Source organism: Micromonospora sp. NPDC049139 (genome assembly GCF_055586845.1).
Genome location: NZ_JBVJHK010000017.1, coordinates 124,436 through 147,170 on the forward strand (window position 1 = coordinate 124,436; position 22,735 = coordinate 147,170).

General features: G+C 74.0%; 20 protein-coding genes and 1 riboswitch. Of the genes, 7 read left to right on the top strand and 13 right to left on the bottom strand.

Annotated elements, in window-relative coordinates:
• Positions 1 to 6: 6 nt before the first annotated feature.
• Together ACZ6Q9_RS25515 and ACZ6Q9_RS25520 are read right to left on the bottom strand one after the other, a co-directional pair.
• Positions 7 to 1,008 (bottom strand): hypothetical protein, encoded by a 1,002-nt coding sequence (locus ACZ6Q9_RS25515; protein ID WP_396829819.1) that lies wholly within the window; start codon positions 1,006 to 1,008, stop codon positions 7 to 9.
• 29 nt (positions 1,009 to 1,037) lie between these two features.
• Complete coding sequence (locus tag ACZ6Q9_RS25520; protein ID WP_357697820.1) at positions 1,038 to 1,247, bottom strand: heavy-metal-associated domain-containing protein; 210 nt, start codon at positions 1,245 to 1,247, stop codon at positions 1,038 to 1,040.
• Between the two features lie 149 nt (positions 1,248 to 1,396).
• Between ACZ6Q9_RS25520 and ACZ6Q9_RS25525 the strand changes: the two genes are divergently transcribed.
• The gene (locus ACZ6Q9_RS25525; RefSeq protein ID WP_350681148.1) at positions 1,397 to 1,699 is read left to right on the top strand and encodes a metal-sensitive transcriptional regulator; all 303 of its coding nucleotides are present in this window, start codon (positions 1,397 to 1,399) and stop codon (positions 1,697 to 1,699) included.
• A 54-nt stretch (positions 1,700 to 1,753) separates the two neighbouring features.
• On the opposite strand, the gene ACZ6Q9_RS25530 is transcribed toward ACZ6Q9_RS25525, so the two are convergent.
• Positions 1,754 to 2,383, bottom strand: coding sequence for a DUF305 domain-containing protein (locus tag ACZ6Q9_RS25530; RefSeq protein WP_393453207.1), 630 nt, complete (start codon positions 2,381 to 2,383; stop codon positions 1,754 to 1,756).
• 77 nt (positions 2,384 to 2,460) lie between these two features.
• Entirely contained in the window at positions 2,461 to 3,033 is a 573-nt protein-coding gene (locus ACZ6Q9_RS25535) for a hypothetical protein (protein ID WP_393453210.1), read from the bottom strand.
• A gap of 428 nt (positions 3,034 to 3,461) precedes the next feature.
• Between ACZ6Q9_RS25535 and ACZ6Q9_RS25540 the strand changes: the two genes are divergently transcribed.
• Both ACZ6Q9_RS25540 and ACZ6Q9_RS25545 read left to right on the top strand, forming a co-directional pair.
• Positions 3,462 to 4,805 carry a YibE/F family protein gene (locus tag ACZ6Q9_RS25540; RefSeq protein WP_396829821.1) on the top strand — a complete coding sequence of 448 codons (1,344 nt, stop codon included), beginning with the start codon at positions 3,462 to 3,464 and terminating at the stop codon, positions 4,803 to 4,805.
• Positions 4,806 to 4,971: 166 nt separating this feature from the next.
• Positions 4,972 to 5,103: riboswitch (cyclic di-AMP (ydaO/yuaA leader) on the top strand.
• A 3-nt stretch (positions 5,104 to 5,106) separates the two neighbouring features.
• Positions 5,107 to 6,126, top strand: a complete 1,020-nt coding sequence (locus tag ACZ6Q9_RS25545; protein WP_393257967.1) for a coiled-coil domain-containing protein — start codon at positions 5,107 to 5,109, stop codon at positions 6,124 to 6,126.
• A 241-nt stretch (positions 6,127 to 6,367) separates the two neighbouring features.
• Here the strand turns inward: ACZ6Q9_RS25545 and ACZ6Q9_RS25550 are convergent, their stop codons facing one another.
• The gene (locus ACZ6Q9_RS25550) at positions 6,368 to 7,156 is read right to left on the bottom strand and encodes a carbonic anhydrase (protein ID WP_396829823.1); all 789 of its coding nucleotides are present in this window, start codon (positions 7,154 to 7,156) and stop codon (positions 6,368 to 6,370) included.
• Between the two features lie 206 nt (positions 7,157 to 7,362).
• Between ACZ6Q9_RS25550 and ACZ6Q9_RS25555 the strand changes: the two genes are divergently transcribed.
• Positions 7,363 to 7,689, top strand: a complete 327-nt coding sequence (locus tag ACZ6Q9_RS25555) for a helix-turn-helix transcriptional regulator (protein ID WP_357697807.1) — start codon at positions 7,363 to 7,365, stop codon at positions 7,687 to 7,689.
• Positions 7,690 to 7,824: 135 nt separating this feature from the next.
• On the opposite strand, the gene ACZ6Q9_RS25560 is transcribed toward ACZ6Q9_RS25555, so the two are convergent.
• The 3 genes from ACZ6Q9_RS25560 to ACZ6Q9_RS25570 form a co-directional block, all read right to left on the bottom strand.
• Positions 7,825 to 8,517, bottom strand: coding sequence for a hypothetical protein (locus ACZ6Q9_RS25560; protein ID WP_357697805.1), 693 nt, complete (start codon positions 8,515 to 8,517; stop codon positions 7,825 to 7,827).
• On the bottom strand, positions 8,514 to 9,989 hold the full coding sequence (gene eccE, locus ACZ6Q9_RS25565) for a type VII secretion protein EccE (protein WP_393257962.1): 1,476 nt from the start codon (positions 9,987 to 9,989) through the stop codon (positions 8,514 to 8,516). The genes ACZ6Q9_RS25560 and eccE overlap by 4 nt, the downstream gene beginning before the upstream one ends.
• 88 nt (positions 9,990 to 10,077) lie before the next feature.
• On the bottom strand, positions 10,078 to 11,757 hold the full coding sequence (locus ACZ6Q9_RS25570) for a right-handed parallel beta-helix repeat-containing protein (protein ID WP_393257960.1): 1,680 nt from the start codon (positions 11,755 to 11,757) through the stop codon (positions 10,078 to 10,080).
• Positions 11,758 to 12,067: 310 nt separating this feature from the next.
• Between ACZ6Q9_RS25570 and ACZ6Q9_RS25575 the strand changes: the two genes are divergently transcribed.
• The 3 genes from ACZ6Q9_RS25575 to ACZ6Q9_RS25585 are packed head-to-tail and all read left to right on the top strand — an operon-like array spanning position 12,068 to position 14,174.
• Complete coding sequence (locus ACZ6Q9_RS25575) at positions 12,068 to 12,436, top strand: YwqJ-related putative deaminase (protein WP_393259183.1); 369 nt, start codon at positions 12,068 to 12,070, stop codon at positions 12,434 to 12,436.
• Positions 12,433 to 12,918, top strand: a complete 486-nt coding sequence (locus ACZ6Q9_RS25580; RefSeq protein ID WP_393257958.1) for an SUKH-3 domain-containing protein — start codon at positions 12,433 to 12,435, stop codon at positions 12,916 to 12,918. Before ACZ6Q9_RS25575 ends, ACZ6Q9_RS25580 begins: the two co-directional genes overlap by 4 nt.
• Positions 12,912 to 14,174: an SseB family protein gene (locus tag ACZ6Q9_RS25585; protein WP_393257956.1), complete on the top strand. Its 1,263-nt coding sequence runs from the start codon at positions 12,912 to 12,914 to the stop codon at positions 14,172 to 14,174. Before ACZ6Q9_RS25580 ends, ACZ6Q9_RS25585 begins: the two co-directional genes overlap by 7 nt.
• A 67-nt stretch (positions 14,175 to 14,241) precedes the next feature.
• Here the strand turns inward: ACZ6Q9_RS25585 and ACZ6Q9_RS25590 are convergent, their stop codons facing one another.
• The 5 genes from ACZ6Q9_RS25590 to eccCa form a co-directional block, all read right to left on the bottom strand.
• Positions 14,242 to 14,673, bottom strand: coding sequence for a hypothetical protein (locus ACZ6Q9_RS25590; protein ID WP_396829826.1), 432 nt, complete (start codon positions 14,671 to 14,673; stop codon positions 14,242 to 14,244).
• A 96-nt stretch (positions 14,674 to 14,769) separates the two neighbouring features.
• Positions 14,770 to 16,110 (bottom strand): type VII secretion-associated serine protease mycosin, encoded by a 1,341-nt coding sequence (gene mycP / locus ACZ6Q9_RS25595; protein ID WP_396829828.1) that lies wholly within the window; start codon positions 16,108 to 16,110, stop codon positions 14,770 to 14,772.
• A gap of 100 nt (positions 16,111 to 16,210) precedes the next feature.
• Entirely contained in the window at positions 16,211 to 17,956 is a 1,746-nt protein-coding gene (locus tag ACZ6Q9_RS25600) for a WXG100 family type VII secretion target (RefSeq protein ID WP_393453228.1), read from the bottom strand.
• A gap of 34 nt (positions 17,957 to 17,990) precedes the next feature.
• Positions 17,991 to 18,608: a hypothetical protein gene (locus tag ACZ6Q9_RS25605; RefSeq protein ID WP_396829830.1), complete on the bottom strand. Its 618-nt coding sequence runs from the start codon at positions 18,606 to 18,608 to the stop codon at positions 17,991 to 17,993.
• A 108-nt stretch (positions 18,609 to 18,716) separates the two neighbouring features.
• Positions 18,717 to 22,673: a type VII secretion protein EccCa gene (gene eccCa, locus ACZ6Q9_RS25610; protein WP_393453234.1), complete on the bottom strand. Its 3,957-nt coding sequence runs from the start codon at positions 22,671 to 22,673 to the stop codon at positions 18,717 to 18,719.
• Positions 22,674 to 22,735: the final 62 nt, after the last annotated feature.

Here is a 22,735-nt window from a genome sequence, read left to right on the forward strand (position 1 = left end):
GTCCCGTCAGTTGTGCCCGTGACCGGGGGCGCCGTGGCCGGCGTCGGCGGTCGGGGAGCTCGTGGCGGCGGGCGAAGGCGTCGCCGGGGTGCCCGTCGCGGTCGGCGTGGCCGACCCCGTGGGGGTGCCGGCGACGACGGTGAACTCGGCGGTACGCACCACGCCGCCGTGCTTGAAGTCCAGGTAGAGCCGGTAGGCGCCGGCCGACGGCACCTCGGCGAAGAACCTCACCTCGGGGCCGGGCTTCGTCCGCCCGTCGCCCGGCTCGCCGTCGGGGTGCACGTGCAGGTACGCCAGGTCGCCCTGGCGCAGCGCCACCAGGTGGCCGTACGCGCCCAGGTAGGGCTCCAGGTCGGTGACCGGCGCGCCGTCGCGGTTGACGGTCAGGGTCAGCTCGGCGGTGCGGCCGGGCTGCGGGGCACCGGTGAGGGTGACGGTGTAGCCGTCGACCGTCGTGCTGGCCGCCGGGGCGGGCAGCGGCCGCTCGGTCAGGGCACCGGGAACGGTCACGTCGACGCCGAGGGTCAGCGCCTCGCCCCCGGTGGGGGTGAAGTCCGCGAACGCCCGCCAGACGCCGGGCCCGCCCAGCGGCGAGTCGACCTGCCAGGTGCCGTCCGCCGCCATCTCGGGGTGCACGTGCCGGAAGCCGGACAGGTCGCGGCGGGCCACGATCAGGTGCATGCGCTTGTCGTGCGCCACGTCGTACGCGGTGACCGGCCGGCCGTCCGGGCCGGTGACCTGGAAGGCGAACTGCCCGGCCGGGGCGTCGACCGGTCGGAGGGTGTAGCCGCGGTCGGAGACGAGCAGTCCGCCGGGCAGGTGGGCCGCCGCGCCGCCCTCGTCGCCCCCGTGTCCGGCCCCGTCGGTGTCCCCGTGGCCGTCCGCGGCGTCGTGGCCGGTCTCGGCGGCCGGGGCCACGGGGCCGGCCGCCTGGCCGACCCCGTACGCCGCGCCGAAGACCGCCGCGAGACCGAGGACGAAACCGCTCAGTTTCGTCGCCGTGTTCATGGTGTGCCTCGGTTTCCCCGTGCCCGCCGTCAGGCGCCGACGAGGTCGTAGCCGGCCTCGTCGACGGCGGCGCGCACGGTGTCGATGTTCAGTGGGCTCTCGCTGGTGACGGTGACCCGCCCGGCGGCGAGGTCGACCTGGACGTCGCTGACGCCCGGGATGGCGCCGACCTCGGCGCTGACCGAGCTGACGCAGTGCCCGCAGGTCATGCCCTGCACCTGGTACGTCGTGGTGACCATCGAACTCTCCTCTCGACGCCTCCAGCATATACCCCCCAGGGGTAACGAGGAGGCGGACGGATGACTGCTCCGCGTACCGATACCCGGTGGGGGTATCGGTACGCGGACGACGGTACCATACCCCCGAGGGGTACGCTATCCTGGATCGCATGACCACACCGACGCCCGCCCCGACCAGGGGCTACACCGCCAGCAAGGACCAGTTGCTCGCGCGGCTGCGCCGCGTCGAGGGGCAGGTCCGCGGCATCGAGAAGATGGTCGACGACGACCGCTACTGCATCGACGTGCTCACGCAGATCTCCGCGATCCAGGCCGCCCTCGACAAGGTCGCCCTCGGCCTGCTCGACGGGCACGCCCGGCACTGCATGCACGAAGGAGCGGCCGAGGGCCGGGCCGACGAGATGGCCACCGAGATGATGGCCGCCGTCGGCCGCCTCATGAAGCGCGGCTGACCCGGCCGGCGGTGCCCCGGCGCCCCCAGGGTGCGAGCGCCGGGGCAGCCCGGGTCAGAGCCGGCCGAGGATCTTCTCCATCGTGTCGATCTCGGCCTGCTGGGTGGTGACGATCTGCTGGGCCAGGGCCTTCGCCTCCGCGTTCACGCCCCGGGCCAGCTCGTCCCGGGCCATGGTGACGGCGCCCTCGTGGTGAGCGATCATCATGGTCAGGAACTGCCGGTCGAACTCCCGCCCGGAGGCCGCCGCCAGCTTCTCCATGTCGGCGTCGGACATCATGCCGGGCATGCCGTGGTCCATGTGCGGCGTCTCGGCGCCGGGCGACGGCACCGGCCGTCCCCAGGCCGACAACCAGCCGCTCATGGTGGCGATCTCGGGCGCCTGGGCGGCCTTGATCTCCCCGGCGAGCCGCTTGACCTCCGGGTCCGCCGCCCGCGTGGCGGCCAACTCCGCCATCTCCACCGCCTGCCGGTGGTGCGGAATCATCATCTGGGCGAACATCGCGTCGGCGTCGCCGAAGGTGGCCGCGCCGGACGCGGAGGCCGTCGGCCCGCTGGTGGCGGGCGTGCCGTGCCCCGCACCCGGGGACGAATGCCCGTCGCCGCCGCAGGCGGTCAGGACGAGGGCGGCGGTGACGGTGGCGCCGGCCAGGGCGGCACGGCGCGCGATGGTACGAGTGGTCACATCTGGGCCTTTCGGTATCGGAACGTACGCAGCAGGACGGGGACGCGGGCCGGCTGACCGGGCCGCGCCGGGGCGTCCTATCTGCGCAGCACCGAGACCGTGGCGAGTCGCAGGCCGACCGGCCGGGACGGCGGGGCACGGGGCGACCGGGCCGGCCCGCCCGACCCCCGGCCCGCTGGGCCGACGGCCTGTGCGCCGGCCAGCAGCAGCACGGCGAGCAGCAGCGGAGCGGCGAGCGCGCCCAGCACCGCCAGGCACACGCCCCACCAGGGCAGCTCGCCGCCCGCCCCGCCGGACGGGAGGAACCGCTCGTGCGGGCAGTCGCCCGGGCAGCCCACCACGCCGGACGGCGCCGCCGGGACGACGTACGCGATGGCGGGGTCCTGACCGAGCGGCGCGGCGGTGTCGTGGCGGGGCAGCGCGGCGGTGACCTGACGGAGCGGCGCGGCGGTGTCGTGGCGGGGCAGCGCCTGCGCCGCGCCGCCGTGCCCACCGGCCGCGGCGACGGCCTGCGCGGAAACCTCGGCGGGATGGCCCACGGAGTGCGAGCCGTGGCCGAGGGTGTGCATCGCGGCCAGGCCGAACAGTGTGCCGACGAGCAGCAGCAGCCGGGCCCATCGCCCCGCCGTCACTGTCGCCGCCGCCCGCACACCGACCACGGTAGTCCCCGGGGCCGGTGCGTCCGGGGGCGACCGGCGCACCCGACGGCGAATCCGCCCCGAACGAGACCGCCATCAGGCCACCACGGGAGGGCCGCCCGGCCGCCACCCGACAGTGACATGGTGGTGACCGGCGGCTGCCGGACGGGACGGACCGCGGCCGACACCAGCCCTCACGACCTGCGGCCGGATATCGGGATGGCTACCATTCGGCCGGTGGCCCTCCGCACTCCGCGCCGCCCGCACCGTCGCCCAGACCGGGCGGCGGTTTCGAGCGACCGCGACCGGCCGGGCCGGGCCGTCGCGGTGCGTGACCGAACCGACACCCCAGGGCGATCCGCCGCGGCGGTCACCCGGCCACGCCGAACCGACCGGCCCGCCGGCACGCACCCCGCCCTGGACTCGTTGGGAGACACTCGATGGGCGCCGACCACACCCGTCCCGCACCGTCCGCCCCACCGAGGGTGCGACGGATCCTCGTCGCGACGGTGGTGCCCCTGTTCGTCGCCACCCTGATCGCGGCCCTGCTGCTCTGGCCGTGGGACGCCCCGGACGCCGCGCCCGGCACCGATCCGCCCCGCCACCACGGCACGGTGACCCGGGTGGTGACGGAGCCGTGCCCGCCCACCCCGGAGGCGCCGGAGGGTGCCCCGGAGGGCCCCTGCGGCACCGTGACCGTACGCGTCGACGACGGCCCCGACGCCGGCCAGCAGGTGGAGACGCCCGTACCGGCAGGGCCGGGGGCGCCGACGGTCGCGGTCGGCGACGAGATCATCCTGGTCCAGCTCACCGATCCCGCCGACCCCTCGGCGAGCGCCTACAACATCGCCGAGCACCAGCGCGGCAAGCCGCTGCTCTGGCTGGTGGTGCTGTTCGCCGCCGCGATCGTCGCGTTCGGGCGGTGGCGGGGGCTCGCGGCGCTGGCCGGCCTAGCGGCCAGCTTCGCCATCCTGCTGACCTTCGTGCTGCCCGGCATCAGCGCCGGCAGCCCACCGCTGCTGGTCGCGGTCGTCGGCGCGGCACTGATCATGTTCGTGGTGCTCTACCTGACGCACGGGGTGACCGCGCAGACCTCGGTCGCCGTGCTCGGCACGCTGGGCAGCCTGGTGCTGACGGGCGTGCTCGGCACGATCGCCACCGCGGCGACCCACCTGACCGGGTTCGGCACCGAGGACGCCACCACGCTGTCGATGTTCCAGGCCGACGTCGACCTGCACGGCCTGCTGCTCGCCGGGATCATCATCGGCTCGCTCGGCGTGCTCGACGACGTCACCGTGACACAGGCCGCGACGGTCACCGAGCTGGCGCACGCCAACCCGGGGCTGTCCCGGATGCAGCTGTACCGCGCGGCCACCCGGGTCGGCCGCGCGCACATCGCCTCGACGGTGAACACCATCGTGCTGGCGTACGCCGGGGCCTCGCTGCCGGTGCTGCTCCTGCTGACCGCCGACTCCCGGGCGGTGAGCCAGATCCTGACCAGCGAGTTCCTGGCCCAGGAGATCGTCCGCAGCGCGGTCGCCACCCTGGGCCTGATCGCCGCCGTGCCGCTGACCACCGGGCTCGCGGCCGTGGTGACCACGGCCGGCCGGCGCGGCGGGGAGTCCGCCGACCGCGGCGCACTCCCGACCCCGCCGGCCCCCCGGCCGGCGGCCGACCGGTCCGAGGCGCTGGAGGCCCTCAGCGGGCCGCGCGCCGGAAGCACCCCCTCCGCCGCCCCCGCCGGGTGGCCCGACCGACACGGGAGCACGGACACCGCATGGTGAAACTCCTCAGCGTGACCGATCAGGACGTCCCGCCTGATAAACGCGTCACTGGTCACCCTCCGCCGTTACGAAATAACGCATTTAGTCGGCTTAGGGACGTAGATCCCCGGGAGGGCTCTCGGGTAACCTCGCTGCCGGTCACCGCCGAAGGCGCGCAGCGGCGCCTGCGGTGCCGCCGCCCAATCGCCGCCAGGCGAGCCGGGGACCCAGGCACGTGGGGTGAATCCGCGACAGCGGTAGGGGCCACTTCCGCCCCGAACCCGTCAGCTAACCCGGTCGGCGGTCGACGGAAGGGAAAACTGTGACGGCACCCCTACGCCGCTGGTTGACACCTGTGGTGGCCGTGATCGCCGCCCTGGCCGTCTTCGCCGGGCCTCTCCCGGCGGCGGCCGCACCCACCCCACCGGCCCAACCCTCCGGCCACGGGGACGACGAGCCCAAGCTGCTCAACGACCTGATCGAGACGCGGAACCGCAGCTACGTCCAGGCCAAGGCGAAGCTCGCGAAGTCGAAGAAGCGCCAACTGGAACTGGCCCTGGAGGTCGACCGGGCGCAGGCCGACCTGGCAGCACTGGCCCCGCAGGTGAGCCAGATCGCCGCCCAGTCCTACCGGACCGGGCGGATCGGCGCGGTGTCGATGCTGCTGGACACCGCCAGCCCCGACTCGTTCGTCAAGCGCGCCGCCGCCCTCGACGAGCTGAACCTGGTCAATGCCAAGAAGCTCGCCGAGGTGAACGCGGTCAAGACCCGCGCCGAGCAGGCCAAGCTGGCGCTCGATGCCGAGGTCCGCGAGCAGCAGAAGCTGACCAACGAGATGGCCCGCGGCAAGCGCGACGCGGAGAAGGCGCTCGCACTGGTCGGCGGCAGAGGGCTGACCGGCGGCAAGGTGGTCGCCACCTCGCCGGTGGCCCGGATGGCACCGGGTCGTACCGCCGACGGCGACTGGAAGCCCCTGTCCTGCACCGAGAACGACCCCACCACCTCCGGCTGCATCACCGCGCGCACCCTGCACATGTACAAGGAGGTCAAGCGGGCCGGCTTCAACCGCTTCGTCGGCTGTTACCGCTCCGGCGGGCCGTACGAGCATCCGAAGGGCCGGGCCTGCGACTGGTCGCTGCAGAGAAGCGGCTTCTCCCCCTGGCACAACGACGACACCTACATGTACGGCAACAACCTGACCGCGTTCCTGGTCCGCAACGCCGACCGGCTCGGCATCTACTACGTGATCTGGAACCGGCAGATCTGGTTCCCGGCGACCGGCTGGAAGTCCTACAGCGGCCCGTCGAACCATACGGACCACGTGCACGTATCCCTGCTCTGACGCAGCCAACGACAGGGCCGCCCCGCGCCTGCGGGGCGGCCCTGTCGGCGTCTCTGGGCCCTGCCGGCATCTGTAAGGCGTCTCTACGACCCGCTCCGGCGTCGCGCGGCCCGGTCCGGACAGCTGTGGGCCCGGTCGGCGCTCTCGGCGCTTCTGGGACCCGTGGGCGGTTGAGGCCCACTCGGCGTCCGTTGGCCCCCGTCGACGGGCGTCGGCGTCCCGGGCCGAGCGAAGGAACGGGTCAGGCGAGGGCGGCACTGACGGCAGGCTGCGCCCCGTCGACCGCGCCCGACCCGTTGGCCACCTCGGCGCTCCCCCGCGCCTCGCCGGCGGACACGGCGGTCACCGCCCGAGCCTCGCCGGCCGCCAGCCGGTACGACATGCCCACGACGGCGCAGCGCCCGGCGGCCACCTCGGCGGCGAGCACGGCCGACCTGTCCAGCATCGCCTCGACGGTCTGCGCGATGTGGATGTCGACGATGCGGTCGATGTCGTCCACGCCCTCGGCGGCGGCGCGGCGCAGGCTGGGCACCACGGCGTCCACCACGGCGCCCAGGTGCCCGGCCGGGGACGTGCCGGTGGCGTCCGCCGTACGGGCCGCCTGGACCGCCCCGCAGGAGTCGTGCCCGAGCACCACCACCAGCGGTGTGCGCAGGACCGTCACGGCGTACTCGACGCTGCCCAGCACCTCGGGGCCGACCGTGTGCCCGGCGGTGCGTACCACGAAGAGGTCGCCGAGGCCGCGGTCAAAGATGATCTCCGCGGCGAGCCGGGAGTCGGAGCAACCGACGATCACCGCGAACGGGTGCTGCCCGTCCGCGACCGCGGCACGGTGCCCGGCGTCCTGGTTGGGGTGGCGGGGGGTGCCGGTGACGAACCGGCGGTTGCCGGCCTGCAACTCGGCGAGCGCCTGCTCCGGACCGCCCGGGGTGGGGAACGCGTCCCGCACGGCGGTCGGGTCTTCCGGTGCCGGCTCCGACGACTTCCGCTCCGGGCCCGGCTGAGCGCCGGGGGATCCGGGACGACTCATCTCCCTCACCTCGTCCCTCACGAACGACCTGGTCACCCCGGCCGACGCTGGGCGCGGGCTACCCCCACGGTCACACGCACCCGAAGATACGTCAAGGGATGCGTGATATGCGTTTCATATGTTCGCGCCCGCCCGCAGACGTCGGGCGGGGCCTCCCGCGCGAGGGCGCGGCGGAAAACCCGAAAGGCGCGCCATACGATGACGACATGGCGACGACAGGGGAGAACGGGAGCACCCGCAACTGGACGTTCCTGACGAACCACGGGCACGTGCTGCTCGCCATCGCCCGCAACCCCACCGCCCGGCTACGCGACGTCGCGGACGAGGTGGGCGTCACCGAGCGGGCCGCCCAGGCGATCGTCGCCGACCTGGAGGCGGGCGGCTACCTGCACCGCACCCGGGTGGGCCGGCGCAACGAGTACACGCTCAACCCGGCCGGGCGGTTCCGGCACCCCGCCGAGGCCGACCGGCAGGTCGGCGACCTGCTCGCCCTCTTCACCGACGACGATCCCGAGAGCGCCGGCCGCACCTGAGGCCCGGGGGGCAGGCCCCGCCGTCGGCGCGCGACGGTAATCCCATCGCCTGCGCGACATCGGCGGCGCCGCGTCCGTCGCCAGGCTGTCAGGGCTCTCGCCGGCGACACGGCCGAGACGGCCGACGGAGGACGATCAGCCGCCGCGGGCGACGGGGCCGATCAGCTGACGTTCGATGGGGGTCATGCTGAGCATCACCCACTGCACCTTGCCCTTGGTGATCAGGCCGACCATCTCGGGGTGCAGCTGGGTGAACCAGCTCTGCACGCTCATCAGGCCCAGCGCGCTCGCCGCCGTCGCGGCCTCCGTCTCTGCCAACCGCTGGAGCAGCACGATGTCGCTGCGTACCAGCGCGTCGACGTCCCAGCCGGCCAGGTCGTCGCGGACCACCAGGGTGGCCCGCCAGGGCGCGCTGAGGCCCGAGTCAGGGCCGGTGACCGGGCCGGTGTCGATCACGACGAGCTGCGGCTCGGTCGGGGTGGCCGCGGTCGGCGGCGCAACGCCCGGCGGTAGAAACGAGGCGACCTCCCGGCCGATGACGCAGCGCCGCAGGAAGCTGTCCCACTCCTGCTCGCGGGCGGTCTGGATGAACAGCCGGGCACCGAGCGCGAGGGCGCGGAACGCGAGCAGCTCGGCGCAGCGTACGCCGCCGGTCAGGAGCAGCCGCGTCGGTTCGGCCCGGAACAGGCGCAGTCCCACCGGCTCCTGCTGCCGGCTGCGCCCGACGACCAGGCCGCCGCCCCCGGCAACCAGGTGCAGACTGCCGACCGTGGCGGTGTCGGCGACGTGCAACCCCATCCGGCTGCCGGGGAAGGCGACGCTCTTCACCGCAGGAAACCTCCGAGCGGAAGCGTGGCGGCCACGCCGTGCGCGTGCTCGCCGTCGAGTCGTTGCAGCCGACCGCCGTGGCCCCGGATAGCCTCGTGCAGGGCCTGGTCGGCGGCGGCGAGGGCGGTCGGGTCGGTGCCCATCAGGCGGAACGCCACCTCCACGGCGACGTCGTCGCCGACGGTGCGGCTGGCCGCGATCGACACCACGCTGGCGGCGGCGGGCAGCCCCCGCAGCAACGGGTCGACCTCCCACGGCCGGCGGGGCCAGGCCAGCATCCGGTGACAGCTCTGCGGGGCGCCCTGGGTCGACCAGCCCCGCCAGGTCTCCCAGGCCAGCGACCGCTCCCCCGCTGCGCCGGGCGACCCGCCGGTCAGGTGGGTGAGGGCGGTGACGGCAGCGAGCACCTCGTCCCGGTTGAGCATCCGGGCGGTCACCCGCTCCTGCCGCAGCTGCCGCCGCATCCGCCGAATCGCCGCGGTGAGCGTCGGGCGCAGGTCACGGTCGGCGTGGAAGTCGGGGGTCCGCGCGACCTGGAGCACCACCCAGGCCTGCCGGCTGGCCGGCACGTCCCCGTTGGTCAGCTCCCGGTATGCCCGGTCCACCGCCGCCGCGCTGGAGCGGGCGCGCGGTGCCGGCGTCACCTGGATCAGCAACTGCACCACCACCGGGGGCGCTTTCTCGTCGGCCGCCGGCAACAGCGAGGCCGGGGACGGCAGGGCCTGGGGCGCACTCATCAGCAGGGCGCCCTCGGTCGGGTCGACCTCGAAGACGGCGCTCAGCCCGCCCCGATGGGTCAGCAGCGCGGCCGGCTGGTCGTCGACCTCGACGGTCTCCAGCTCGACGCCGCGCTCCAGGTGGGCCAGCAGATGCGCGGCCGCGTCCCCACCGGCGGCGGTGAGCTGCCGGCGGCGGCCCCGGAAACCCCACCAGACCGAAATCCACTGGTACAGCCACCGGCTGCGGAACCGGATCATCGTCGGGGTGAGCAGCAGCACCGCCCCGGTGGCCACCGTGGCGGTGAGCGGCACGCCGTGCGGGGAGGCGGCGAGCACCGCCGCTGCGCCAGCCTGCCATGCCACCAGTTGGGCGACGTTGATGCCGCCGATCCCCTGGGCGGCCTGGTGTGGTCGTACCGCTTGATTGGCTGCGGCCGTGGCCGCGACCGCCACATCGGCGGCGGCAGCGGCAGCGGCGGGCTGGGGGGCGGGAGTGGCGGCGGCCTGCGGGGGCGGCGCGGCCTGCGCCGTGGCGGCGGCCTGTGCGGCCGTCGCGGCCCGTGCCGCACTGGCCGCCTGGCTGATGTACGCGGTGCCGACGGCTGCCCGGCCCTGCCCGCGCTGTGCCGCCCCGTCCTGCCGCGGGCCGCTGCCGGCCCGGCTCACCGTCGGCGCGGGCGCCGCTACGCCGGCCTGCTGCGGTGGTGCCACCCGTGGCGCGGGCGGCACCTGCCGAGCCGGTTGGGCGGCCACACCCGGATGGTGCTGCCAACCCGGTTCACCCGGCCGTGCCGCACCCGGATGCGTCACCTCGCGTCCCTCCTCACCTGGGCCGGCCCGCTCAGCGACCGATCGCGGCGCGGATGTCGGCCACCGTCACGGTACGCAGCTCGTCGAGGCTGGGCCGCTGACCGGACTGACGCAGCCGTTGCGCCTGGGCCTTGCGAACGCCCTCGAAGAGCTTGCGGGCCTCGCGGGCGTTGCCGAAGTTCTGGTCCCGCTCGATGGTGGCGAAGTGCGCCTGGAGCAGATCGGAGACCCCGTCGGCGAGCAGATACTCGTCGCCGACGGCCATCCGCTCCACGATGACGACCAGTTGCTCGGGGCTGTAGTTGCCGAACTCGATGGTCTTTGCGAAGCGGGACGCCAGACCCGGGTTGGCGTCGAGGAACTGGAGCATCTCCCCGGTGTAGCCGGCGGCGATGACGGCCACCTCGTCGCGATGGTCCTCCATCAGCTTGACGAGCGTGTCGATGGCCTCCTGCCCGAAGTCGCCACCACTGCCGAAGGAGCGGGAGAGGGTGTACGCCTCGTCGATGAAGAGCACCCCGCCCCGGGCCAGGTCGAAGGCCGCGGCCGTCTTCTCGGCCGTGTGGCCGAGGTACTGGCCGACGAGGTCCCGCCGGGACACCTCCCGGAACGCGCCGCCGGGCAGCGCGCCGAGTGCCGCCAGCAGCTCGCCGTAGATGCGGGCCACGGTGGTCTTGCCGGTGCCGGGTGCGCCCGCGAAGATCAGGTGGTGGCTGACCGTGCCGACCGGCAGGCCGGCACTGCGCCGCCACTCGTTCACCTGGATCTCGTCGATGAGCGCGCGGACCTCCTCCTTCACCGACTCCAGGCCGACCATCGCCTCGAGCTCGGCGAGCAGCTTGTCGGTGCGTGCGGTGTCCTGCTGCTTCGCGGCCTGCGCCGCCTCGGCCCCGAAAGTGGCCCGCCGGCTGGCCGTGCCCTCCACGACGGTCGGTGCGGCGCCCTCGGCGACCTCGATCGCCGGCAGTGCGGTGTTCTCGGTGGTGCACTCCTCGACCGTGCCCTGACACCCGCGGGCGAAGGAGACGGCCGGGCCGCGGGTGTCGCGGATCCGGCAGCGGCGCAGTACGGGCGCGCTCTGGTGCACCACGGCGACTCCGGCGTGACCGGTCTGGGAGATGTCGCAGGCCTCGATGGTCGGGCGGCCGTACTGGTAGACGTAGATGCCACGGTTGCCGCAGCGGGTGACCGTGCTGGTCCGGATCGTCGGGGCGGCGCCGATCCGGACGATGATGCCGTCCTCGCTCAGGTCGCTGAACTCGCAGCCCTCCACGGTGCCGTCGGAGTCCTCGACCACCAGCCCGTAGCGGGCGCCGGTGACGCGGCAGCGGGTCAACGTGAACTCCGACCGGCTGGCCACCGAGACGGCCGGGCCGAAACCGGCGCTCAGCTCACATCCGGTCATGGTGAGCGCCGCCCGGTCGGCCGCCACGACCGGCGCGTCCCCGGCCTTGAGGACCAGATCGCGCAGCTCCAGCCGGCCCGAGTTGCACGACACCGTGGGATATGCCCCGGACGAGGCGTCGATGGTGACCGTGCCGGCGCCCTGCGCGGCGACGATGGTGACCCCACGGTCGTTGACGAACAACGCCTCGTAGTAGGTGCCGGGGCTGACCGAGACGACGGCGTCGTCGTCCGCCACCGCGAGCGCGTCACCGATGGACGGATAGGCGCCGGGCTGGTCCGGGGAGACGAGAAGGGTGCGCGTCATGGCTCCGGTCTTCGTACGGCGAAGGGGCACGCCGACGATATCCCAGGCGGTCGACACGGCGGGAGCCCCGTCGCCGCGAGCCGAACCGTGCCACCCGGGACCCGTCCGGTGCGGGGCAGCGGGACCGGGTGCGTCGGCTGCTGGCGGCGCCGATCGGCGGTGCCGGCGAAGGTTTGGCGCGGCCGGGCCAGGTCGACGACGGGTCGGGCAGCCCGGTGCCGGCCCGAGCGGCACGGTGACGGGCCGCTAGGCTCGAACCCGGACCGATGGCCGGTACGCAAGAGCGGGAGGACGGATGGCGGAACTCCGGATGTTGCCGCTCGCCGCGGGCGCGCTGCTGGTCGACGGGACCGTCCACACGCACACCTCGATCCGCGGCGACCTCGCGCCCGACCTGCACCCGGTCATCCGGCGCTTCCTGCACGAGCTGCCGAGCGGCCAGCGGGAGCGCTTCGCCGGCTGGTGCGCCGAGTCGGTCCTGCTCTCCGACCGGCTGTACGCGGCCGAGGCCGAGGGGGGGCCGCTCAGCCCGGCCCGGGCCCGGTCGCTGCTGTGGGGCGCGAAGGTGCGGGTGACCCGGGTCCGGGAGGAGGGCGACCCCCGCCACGGTGAGGTGCAGCCGCCCTGCCGCTCGTGCGCGGCCCTGCTCGACTGGTTCGGCGTGGAGGCGCTGGCATGACCGCACGCTTCCCACCCCTGGTGGCCGAGACGCTCCAGGTCGCCGGCTGGGTTCCCGGCCGCCGCGACGACGAGCGGGCCCGGCGGTGGGCGCTGAGACTGGCCGCCGTCGCCGCGCCGGACGGCCGGCAGCACACCGTCGTCCGCGCCGCCGTCGAGGCATTCGCCGAATTCGGCGGCCTGCTGGTGCGCCCGCAGGGCGACGGAGAAGAGATCGCACCGAGCACGTTCCACCTGGACCCGTTCCTGGTGAACCACTCGGCGGCCACCCTCGCCGCGTTGGCCGGGGCCATCGGCACGCCGCTCACGCCGCTGGGCGAGGAGGGCGACGGCACCGGCATCCTCGCGGTCGACGAGTCGGGGCGCGTGTTCGTGCTGGACCACGGCGGCGACTGGTGTCTCGGCGAGCACCTCGACGAGGCGATCACCGCGTTGGTGCTCGGCCGGCAGCCCCGTCGGGTACGCCAGGACGGCACTTGGTGACCGACTGGGGGCCCGCGACCCCGACGGAGGAGGCACTGCTGGCCGCCGCCGAGGCCGGGGACCGGGACACGCTCCTGGCGACGCTGGCCACCGGACCGCTGCTGCTGCCGGTGTCCCCCGAGGCGGCAGCCGGCCGCGCGCCGGTGGCGTGGCCGACGGCCGGGCACGACGGGCGGACCCACGTCATCGCGTTCACCTCACCCGGGGCGATAGCCGCCTGCCTGCCTGGGCAGTCGGTCAGCTACCGCGTGCTCGCCCTTGCGGACCTGGCCACCGACTGGCCGGACGACGACTGGCTGCTCGCGATCGACGCCGGGCTGCCGATCGGCGTCCGGCTCACCGCCGGGGAGGTGCGTGCGATCGCCGCGCCCGCCCTCGATGCTGAGCGGGAGCTACGCGAAGCGATCGGCCGGCAGGAGCCGGACGCCCTGATGGCGGCCCTGCTCCGGGCGGAGCTGCTGCTGCCGCTGCGGCCGGGCGGGTCCGAGTCGCGGGACCTGTCCGATCCGGACTTCCCGTGGTGGTGCCTCCCGGATGAGCAGGGGCAGCCCTGCCTGCCGGTCTTCACCGCCGAGGCCCGCCTGCGACAGTCCCTCGGCGACCACGATCTGGTCGCGGTCAGCAGCCTCCAGTTGGCCGAGCAGTGGCCGGACCCGTCGTGGCAGCTCCTGCTGAACCCCGGCACTCCGCTGGCGGCGGCGCTGCCCGGCGAGGCCGTGCGGACCCTGCGCGACTGGCTCGGTCAGCTACGGCAGGCGGTCAGCGATGCCACCGAGGAGGAGCGTCAGCGCCTGGAGACGGCCGCGTACGCCGAGCCGGCCACGGTGGGCGTACCGGCACAACGGACAGCGCCGGACGAGGACGACGCCGAGTACGAGCCGGACCCGGACCTGCCGGTGCGGCTGCAGCTGGTCATCCCGCACCGGTACCTGCCGTCGTATCTGGAGGACGGCTATCAGCGGGCCGCCGGGCTGGTGCACGCCTGGGCCGGGCCGGGCCGGGACACGCCCACCCGGCTCTACCGGCGCCTCGGCCTGCTCGGCGAGGGCTCGCCGTTCGCGGAGTCCGACGAATGGGTGGCCGTGCTGCGTTGGGAACCCGACGAGGGCACGCCCGAAGACTGGGGGCGCGGCCAGCCGCGGATGGAGTCGTTGGTGGTACCCGACGGGACGGGCCTGCACTGCCTGCACCACGACGGCCGCGACGAGCTGCTGGCCCGCTTCGACGCGGCCAGCGGGCGCTGGCTGCCGGCCTGACCGTCGGCCGGCTCGTGGCCTTGGCGCAGCCGCAGCCCGGGACGGCCGGGGCTGCGCCGGCAGCGCGTCAGCGTCGGTCGCCGCCGAACCAGTCCCTGGCCGACCGGCTCTTGAGCAGGGCGAGTGCCACCCCGGCGAGCCCGCCCACGACCAGCGGCGTGACCATCGTCGGTTGGAAGCTGAGCTTGCCCTGCACGAGCAGGCCGACCAGGGCGACGACGAAGAGCCCGAAGGTGAACGTGGCCGGCGTCCGCAGCCCCGCGGCGCCCGCCCGGCGCCAGGCGAAAACCATCCCACCCACCGTCATGGCCACCAGCAGCAGGCAGAGCGCGAGGATCAGCACGGCGATGACGATCAGGAAGATCTTGCCGTCTCCGTCGCTCCTCGCCATCGCCACGAAGAAGGCGACGCCCGCGACGAGCCAGGTGAGGGCCGTGGGCACCATCAGGAGGATCGCCGCGACCACCGTGATCGGCCGCCGGGTGGCCGTGGGCGGCACCGGCGCACCGGACGGTCCGGCATGCGGGGGTACGGCACCGGGCGGTGGCGGGGGTACGGCACCGGGGAACCGGGCCGACATCTCGCCTCCTGCCCGTCAGGCGCCCGGCCGGCGCCAGCCGGCGTCGCCCGTCGGGTCGGTGGGGTGGGCCGGCTGCCCGCCCGCCGGGCCCGACGGCGGCACGCCCGGCCCGGCCGGATGCGTTCCCGCCACCGGCGGGTACGGCTCGCGCGGTGCCGGCGGGTACGGGGTTCCGCTCTCCGCGGGGCGGGCCTCCTCAGAGGAGGCCGCGGTCTTCCGACGGAGGCGCCGCCACACGAGCAGCACCACCGTCACCACGAGGCCGAGGAAGAGGAGCACGACCGCCAACGAGACCACGAATTCGACGGTCTTGTTCGATGTCCCTGAGTTCTCCGCGCGCGCACGGGCCAGCGTCGGGTCGAGCGTGGGCTCCTGAGCCGCCTGGCTTTGGCCGCCTCGGCCGTCCGGCTCGCCGGTCAACGCCCGGCGCAGGTCGAGCTGGCCGTAGCCGTAGTCGAGGTCCTTACCCGGTTTGCCGGCGTCGCGTGTGGTCTCCAGCATCCGCTTGAACAGGTCGTACGAGTTGAGGTTCGGGTACTTCGACTTCACCAGGGCGACCGCGCCGGAGACGAGCGCGGCAGAGCCGCTGCTCCCGGTGCTCATCGTGTACTGCCCGTCGGGCAGCGCGGCGAACAGGTCGTCGCCGGGTGCGGCGAGGTCGGTCTCCTCGGCGGGGATGGCGGCGATTCGGCTGGGGCGACCGTTGCGGTCGGTGCCGGTCACCGCGAGCGCGCCGGGGTGCCGGGCCGGGCTACCGATGATCGCGTCCTGCTTGTTGCCGACAGCGGCGACGACGATCACGTTCTTCTGGTACGCCCGTTTCACCGCCCGGTCCAGATCGGCGTCGGTCGAGCTGCCCAGGGAGACGTTGACGACGTCGGCGCCGTGGTCCACCGCCCAGTCGATCCCGGCCGCGAGCGCGTCCGGCGCGATGATCGCCTTGCCCTCGGCGCCCTGCACGGTCACCGGCAGGATCTTGGCCTTCGGGGCGACGCCGAGCACGCCCTCGCGGCCGCCCGGGCCGTGCCCGTGCCCGGCGATCAGGGACGCCATCGCGGTGCCGTGCCCCTGCCGGTCCTGGTGCCCCTTGCTCCTGTCGTCGTAGAGATCCACGCCGGGGAGCACGTTGTTCTTCAGGTCCGGGTGCCGGGCATCCACTCCGGTGTCGACGACCGCGACCGTGATGCCCTCACCCTGGCTGACCTTGTGCAGCTCGGTCAGTTCGAGGGCGTCGAGGTGCCAGGCGTCCTTGCGGCTGTCGGCGGCCTGGGCCGGCGTGCCCGCCAGGGCCAGGGCCGCCAGGACGCTCAGCGCGGCCGTGGCCAGCGTGGCCGCCGGGCGGGGAGCGAGGAGCATCTGTGCGTACCTTCCTCTGTGGGCCGTCGATCGGCCGATGCACGGTCACCGCATGGTACGGGCCGGCCACCCATGGTGTGGTGACCGGCCCGCCCGTGTGTCAGCCCTGACCGAGCGCCTTGCCCTGCTGCCGCGGTCGGTGCTCCACCGGCGCCTCGATGGTGCCGGCCGAGGCCGACTCGGTGGCCCAGAGCTCGTCGTCGCCCTCGCCGTACTCCCAGGTCTCCGACTCGTCCTCAGCCCGGTGTGCGGCGCTGCGGGAGCCTGGGACGGCTGGGCCTCCCCGGCGTCCACCCAGCGACGGCGCCGGCCCGGTGGTGGGGGCCGGACGCGCCGCGCCACGGCCCGTGAGATCCGGACGGGCACCCGTGCCAGGGGTGAGCGGACCACCGGCACGGGTGCCGCCGGTGCTCGGGCGAGCGGCACTCGGCGGTGTGCCGGGACGGCCGGTGGTCGGGGACCCGGCGCGCGGGCCGGACGTGGCGGGCGTGGCCGGGCCGGTGCCGCGCTGGCCGCCGAGGCTCGGCGGCGGCGACGCCGGCCGGGCCGGAGTGCCCCCCGCGCGCTTGGGGCCGGCGGTGCTGCCCGGCAGACGCGGGCTGGACGGCGGGGCCGCCGGACCGGTCGGCCGAGTGCCGAGGCCCGGCGCGCCGGAGCGGGGGCCACCCGGCCGGCCGGTGCCGGTGTTGCCGGGCAGGGTGGGTCGGTTCGGCGCGGCGCCGCGATTCGCCGGGTTCCCGCCGGGGCCGGGGTTGCCGGCGCCCGGCAGGGTGGGCCGGTTCGGCGCCGAACTGCGGGTGCCCGGGTTGGGTGCCCCGGCACCCGGCAGGGTGGTGCGCGGGGTGCCCGGCCGGCTGGTGGTGTTCGGCGCGTTCGGACGCGGGTTGCCCTGGCCGCCGGCCACCGGCAGCACCGGGGTGGGCGGGGGCGGGGTTGCCGGCGTGCCGGTGACCGGCGGCGCGGCGGGCGGGGGCCCGGGCGGCGCGGGAGGTGCGGTCACGGTGCCGGCGAGCGTGACCTCGTCGGGCAGGCCCGGCGGCGGCGGGGGGGTGGGCGTGGTGGGCGTGTCGGGGCGGTTGGGCATGTCCGGCCGGGTCGGCCGGTCGCCGGACATGGTCGGGGCGACCGGCTTCGGCCCGGCCGGTGCGCCGGGGCGAGTGGGCCGCGGGGCCAGCGAGGGGGTGTGCACGACCGCGTTCGTCGGCCCCTTGTACATGCCGCCGCGCGTGATGTTCGAGATGTAGACGTCGATGTAGAGGTCCGCGAGCGGCTTGACGATGTTCTTCGCCCGCTCGTGGAATTCCTTCTGCACGTCCTCGTACGACTTGGCGTTGTTCATCCCGAACAGGTCGCCGAACTGCACGCCCTCGTCGTCCTTGGCCTTCTGGGCCTGGTGCTCCTGCTCGGCCTTGTACTCCAGCCAGAGCTCGCGCATCTCGGTCTGCGTCGTCTGGATCTTGCCGGCGAGCTGCTCCAGGCCGCTGGCCGTCTTGTCGGCGACATCCTTCCACTCGTCCAGCGAGTAGAGGGCCGCGCCCACCTTGCTCATGAAGACCCGGCCCGCCGGCGACCGCCACTTGGCGTCCAGCGCGTCGGCGTGCCGCTTGAGGTTCTCCCGCGTGGTCTGCAGCAGGCTGCTGGTCCGCCGCCAGGTTTCGGCGAGGGCGACGGTACGCTCGTCGCTCTCCTTGCGGGCGTACTCCCACATCTGCTCGACGGTGACCCCGTCCCACTGGGTGGGCTCGTAGGGTGCGGCCTGGGCAGACCGCTCGGCGGCGTAGTCGTCAACGTTGCCGGAGTAACCCGGGTCGTACGGCTTCGTCCATCCGTAGTAGTTGTCGCTCATCCCCGCTCCTCAGGTTCCCGTCCCCTGCCCACCGTCAGGACCGCACGTCCGGGCGTGCCACCTCGTCGCCGTACATCTGCTCGTTGTCACCCTGGACCCGGTAGGAGCCGGAGCCCTCGCCGATGGTCTCCGGCTTGTCCACGTCCGGCGTCTCCTCCGAGTCGTCGTCCACACTGCAGACGTCCGGGCCGTAGTAGGTCGCCGGGTCCATGGCCTCCTGCGGGACCGTGCTGGCCGGGTCCTTGTTCTCGTCCCCGCCCTGCTGCCAGTAGTCGTTGAGCGTCTTCTGCCCGTCGACACCCGAGAAGGCGTTGTAGACGTCGTCGTTGGTGGCCTGGGACAGCGCGTCCCCGGTGAGGTACTCGGCGGAGATCGACGCCGCGGCCGTGCTGAGCGAGATCAGGCCCTTCATCGCGTCGCCGAGCATGTGCGCCACCGCCGAGCGGCTCTCGTCGTGCCGGCCCCGGAAGAACTTGCCCTCCTTGAGCCCACCTCCGCCGAACGGCGCCTGCACGGTGAGCATGGGGCGTACGCCGTTCTCGAAGCTGGGCCGGAAATTGGTTTCCAGCTCCTCCTGGATGGCCTTCGCGAAGTCCTTCAGCTGCTGGATGTCGACGTCGATGTTCTCGTCGACGAGCCACTCGTCGCCCATCTGCCTCCCCGTTCGCTCACACGCCAGCGGCGCGGCTGTGCCCCCAGCCGCGACGCCATACTTCCACTCTGGTGGACGATAGCCTCATCGGGCAACCCCGCGTGGTGCTCACGTCCGTGGCGGCAGATTCACCAGCTGCACGAGGCGGGTGCCCTCCCGCCGCGTGACCAGCCAGCCCCGGCCCGGCGGCAGCGGCCCGGGGCGGACGGTGCCGAGCAGCACACCCTCGTCCCGGTTGCCGGACATCACGATGCCCGGCGTGCTGATCTCCCGCAGCCGCATCAGCACCGGCTCGTACAGCGCCCGGCTCGCGCCGCCGGTGCGGCGGGCGATGACCAGGTGCAGACCGATGTCCCGGGCCTGCGGCAGGAACTCCAGCAGCGGGGTCAGCGGGTTGCTGCCCGCGCCCGCCACCAGGTCGTAGTCGTCGACCAGGACGTACAGGTCCGGGCCCTTCCACCAGCTACGGGCGCGCAGTTGGTCCGGCGTCACGTCGTTGGGTGGCAGCCGGTCCCGCATCACCCCTGCGACCTCGGCGATGATGCCCTCGGTGAGCTGGGCCGACGAGCCGTACCCGATCAGGTGCGGGGTGTTGATGTCGCCGAGCATGCTGCGGCGGTAGTCGACGATGACCAGCCGGGCCTCGGTCAGCTCGTTGCGGTCGACGATGGTCTGCGCCAGCGCCCGCAGGAACGTGCTCTTGCCGGACTCACCGTCGCCGAAGAGCAGGAAGTGCGGGTCGGCGGAGAAGTCCAGGTGCACCGGCTGGAGGTCCACCTCGGCGATGCCGATCGGCACCCCGGGACGTCCGGTGGCCGGCAGGCTGTTGTACGGGACCACCGGCGGAAGCAGCCGGATCGGCGGAGCGCCCGGCCCCTGCCAGGCGCCGGCCAGGTCGTTGACCAGCTTGCGGGCCCCCTCGGGCAGGGTGTCCGTTTCCTGCGCGCCGTCGGTGCGGGGCAGGGCGGCGAGGAACTGCTGCCCGTCGGCGGTGATGCCCCGGCCGGGTGACTTCTCCGGCACGTTCATCGCGGCCCGACGGTCCAGGAGGGAGTCCCCCGCGTCGGCCAGCCAGAGCTCCAGCCGGGTACCGAAGACGTCCCGCACGGCAGGGCGCAGGTCCATCCAGCGGCCGGCGGTGACGACCAGGTGGATGCCGAAGGAGAGACCCCGGTTGGCGATGTCGTTGATGGTCGGCTCGAGGTCCTCGAACTCGGCGCGGATGGTGGACCAGCCGTCGATGACCAGGAAGACGTCGCCGAACGGATCGTCGGTGTGCTGGCCGTGCCGACGGGCCCGCCGGTACTCGGTCATCGAGTCGATCCCGCGCTCGGCGAACCGCCGCTCCCGCTCGCCCATCAGCAGTTGCATCTCGGCGACGGTCCGGCGGACCAGACCGCCGTCGAGCCGGGTGGCGACCGCGCCGACGTGCGGCAGGTCGCGCAGCGAGGAGAGCGCGCTGCTACCCAGGTCGAGGCAGTAGACCTGAGCCTCCCGGGGAGTGTGGGTCAGCGCCAGCGAGGCGACGATCGTACGCAGCAGCGTGCTCTTGCCGCTCTGCGGGCCGCCGACGACCACCGTGTGGCCGGCCGCGCCGGCCAGGTCGAACCAGAGCACGTCCCGGCGCTGGTCGAACGGCTTGTCGACGACGCCGACGGCCACCTGCAGCTCGCCCACCAGGCCGGCGTGCGCGACCGTCACGCCCCGGGCCGGGTCCGCGGTCAGCGGCGGCAGCAGCTGGTCCAGCGTCGGCGGCTCCGCCAGCGGGGGCAGCCATACCTGGTGGGCCGGCGCACCCCGGCCGGCGAGCCGGCCGACCAGGATGTCCAGCACGCTGTCGCCGCCCGTGTCGGCCGGCTCCGGTGTCGTCTCCTGGACCGTACGGGTCACCGGCGGCGCGACGTAGACGGTGCTGTACTCGCGCACGCGCTCCTCGCCGTCACCGGCGGCGACCGCCTCGGCCGTCTTGCTGCGGTAGGTGCCGGAGACGTACGCGGCCTTGAAGCGGACCAGTGGCTCGGTGCCGAAGCGCAGGTAGCCGTGGCCCGGCGAACGGGGCAGCTCGTACGCGTCGGTGGCGCCGAGCACCACCCGGCTCTCCATCGCCGAGAACGTCCGCAGACCGATCCGGTACGACAGGTGGGTGTCCAGGCCGCGCAGCCGGCCCTCCTCCAGCCGCTGCGAGGCGAGCAGCAGATGCACGCCGAGCGACCGGCCGACCCGGCCGATCTGCACGAACATGTCGATGAAGTCCGGCTTGGCGGTGAGCAGCTCGGAGAACTCGTCGCAGATGATGAGCAGGCTCGGCAGCGGCGCCAACGGGGCGCCCGCCGCCCGGGCCTTCTCGTAGTCGCGTTGCGAGGCGTAGTTGCCGGCCGCGCGCAGCAGCTCCTGCCGGCGCACCAGCTCACCGTTGATCGCGTCGGTCATCCGGTCGACCAGCGGCAGCTCGTCGGACAGGTTGGTGATCACCGCGCTGGTGTGCGGCAGGGCGTCCAGCCGGGTGAAGGTCGCGCCACCCTTGAAGTCGACCAGGACGAAGTTCAGGCTCTCCGAGCTGTGCGTGGCGGCGAGCGCCAGCACCAGCGTGCGCAGCAGCTCGGACTTGCCGGAGCCGGTGGCGCCGATCAGCAGGCCGTGCGGGCCCATGCCGTCCTGCGCGGACTCCTTGAGGTCCAGCTCGACCGGAGCGCCGTCGGTGCCCACACCGATCGGCACCCGCAGCCGGTCCCGGTTCGGCCGGGGCTGCCAGGCCCGATCGACCTCGAAATCGTACGGGTCGCCGAGGTTGAGCAGTTCGGCCAGACCCAGCTCGGCGGTGAGCGGGGCATCGCCCCCTCGGGACGCGGCCGAGAGGCGCAGCGGGGCCAGCTGCATGGCGAGCGCCTCGATCTCCGCGATCCGGCAGTCGTCGGCCCGCCCGATCTCCGCCGAACCGTCCACCGTGGTGCTGTGCAGCCGCCGGTCGGCGGTCACGTCGAGCACCAACCGGGCCCGGTCCAGCACCCGTGGCGCCGGGTGGGAGAGGTCGAGCAGGGTGACCCCCTCCACGCCACCCTCGGTCATCAGGTGGTCCGATCCGGCGGTGTCGCCGCCGTCGATGATGACCAGGACGTGCGGCCCGCCCACCTGAGGCGCACCGCCGGAGGAGTTGAACCGCGGTCGGCTCGCCAGCACGTCGTCGAGCATCGCCTCGAGCCCGGTGACCGAGGGTGCGACCAGCCGGAGCTGACCGAGCGCGTCGGTGCGGGTCGGGTGCAGCGCGTGCGGCAGCCACTTCGTCCACTCCCACGCGGCCCGCCGGTCGGCGGCCACGCAGACCGCGACGAGCATGTCGTCCGGCGCGTGGAACGCGGTGGCCTGGGCCAGCACCGACGTGACCAGCCCCCGCACCGCATCGTCGTCGCCACGCAGGTGAACCCGGGCGAAGCCGTTGAGCGCCATCGTCACCGGCAGGTCCGGCACCTCGCCGTAGGTGGTCAGGAAACGGCGCAGCGCCAGCGCGCACATCGGCTCCAGCTTCTCGAGCGACGTCGCGGGCGGCGGGACCAACGGCGTGGCCAGCTCCTGCGGACCGAGACCGATGCGTACGGTGGCGAAGTCCACGTCGCCGCGCCGGCGCTCCCACAGCCGCGGCCCGAGCGGGACGGACCAGAGCGCGTCCGGATCCGGGTGCCGGTAGAACGCCGCTTCCTGCTGCTTGCGGATCGTCTTGAGCACCCGGCGGCGCTGCCGCGACAGGTGCGTCATGTACTCGCGCCGCTTCTGCAGCATCTCCTGCTTGCTCGGGCCGCCGGAGTTGTTGGTGAGCTGGGAGGCGAGCATGCCGATCGCGGAAAGGCCGAAGAGTCCGCCGGTGACGTAACCGAGGGTGCTGCCGCCCCGGCCGGCGAACATCAGCGCCATGGCGAACGAGCCGGCGAGCATCGGCAGCAGCATCAGCATCTGGCCCCAGGCGCGTCCACTGGGCGCGGGCACCTCAGGTGGCGCCTCCAGCAGGACCTCGCCGGACGGGTACTCCGGCTCCGGCTGCCGGGCCGGACGTTTCACGACGACCGTGCTCACCTATCAGACCTCCCCGCTGGCGCGCCCGGACCCGATCGGACCGAACCGGCGCCCACGCCACC

Bases quoted from the DNA above. Each gene is read 5' to 3' on its own strand.
- ACZ6Q9_RS25555 (WP_357697807.1), top strand. From the start codon at position 7,363: ATGGCGACGACAGGGGAGAACGGGAGCACCCGCAACTGGACGTTCCTG.
- ACZ6Q9_RS25520 (WP_357697820.1), bottom strand. From the start codon at position 1,247: ATGGTCACCACGACGTACCAGGTGCAGGGCATGACCTGCGGGCACTGC.
- ACZ6Q9_RS25550 (WP_396829823.1), bottom strand. From the start codon at position 7,156: ATGAGTCGTCCCGGATCCCCCGGCGCTCAGCCGGGCCCGGAGCGGAAG.
- ACZ6Q9_RS25600 (WP_393453228.1), bottom strand. From the start codon at position 17,956: ATGAGCGACAACTACTACGGATGGACGAAGCCGTACGACCCGGGTTAC.
- ACZ6Q9_RS25515 (WP_396829819.1), bottom strand. From the start codon at position 1,008: ATGAACACGGCGACGAAACTGAGCGGTTTCGTCCTCGGTCTCGCGGCG.
- ACZ6Q9_RS25605 (WP_396829830.1), bottom strand. From the start codon at position 18,608: ATGGGCGACGAGTGGCTCGTCGACGAGAACATCGACGTCGACATCCAG.
- ACZ6Q9_RS25540 (WP_396829821.1), top strand. From the start codon at position 3,462: ATGGGCGCCGACCACACCCGTCCCGCACCGTCCGCCCCACCGAGGGTG.
- ACZ6Q9_RS25525 (WP_350681148.1), top strand. From the start codon at position 1,397: ATGACCACACCGACGCCCGCCCCGACCAGGGGCTACACCGCCAGCAAG.
- mycP (WP_396829828.1), bottom strand. From the start codon at position 16,110: ATGCTCCTCGCTCCCCGCCCGGCGGCCACGCTGGCCACGGCCGCGCTG.
- ACZ6Q9_RS25575 (WP_393259183.1), top strand. From the start codon at position 12,068: ATGTTGCCGCTCGCCGCGGGCGCGCTGCTGGTCGACGGGACCGTCCAC.
- ACZ6Q9_RS25570 (WP_393257960.1), bottom strand. From the start codon at position 11,757: ATGACGCGCACCCTTCTCGTCTCCCCGGACCAGCCCGGCGCCTATCCG.
- ACZ6Q9_RS25580 (WP_393257958.1), top strand. From the start codon at position 12,433: ATGACCGCACGCTTCCCACCCCTGGTGGCCGAGACGCTCCAGGTCGCC.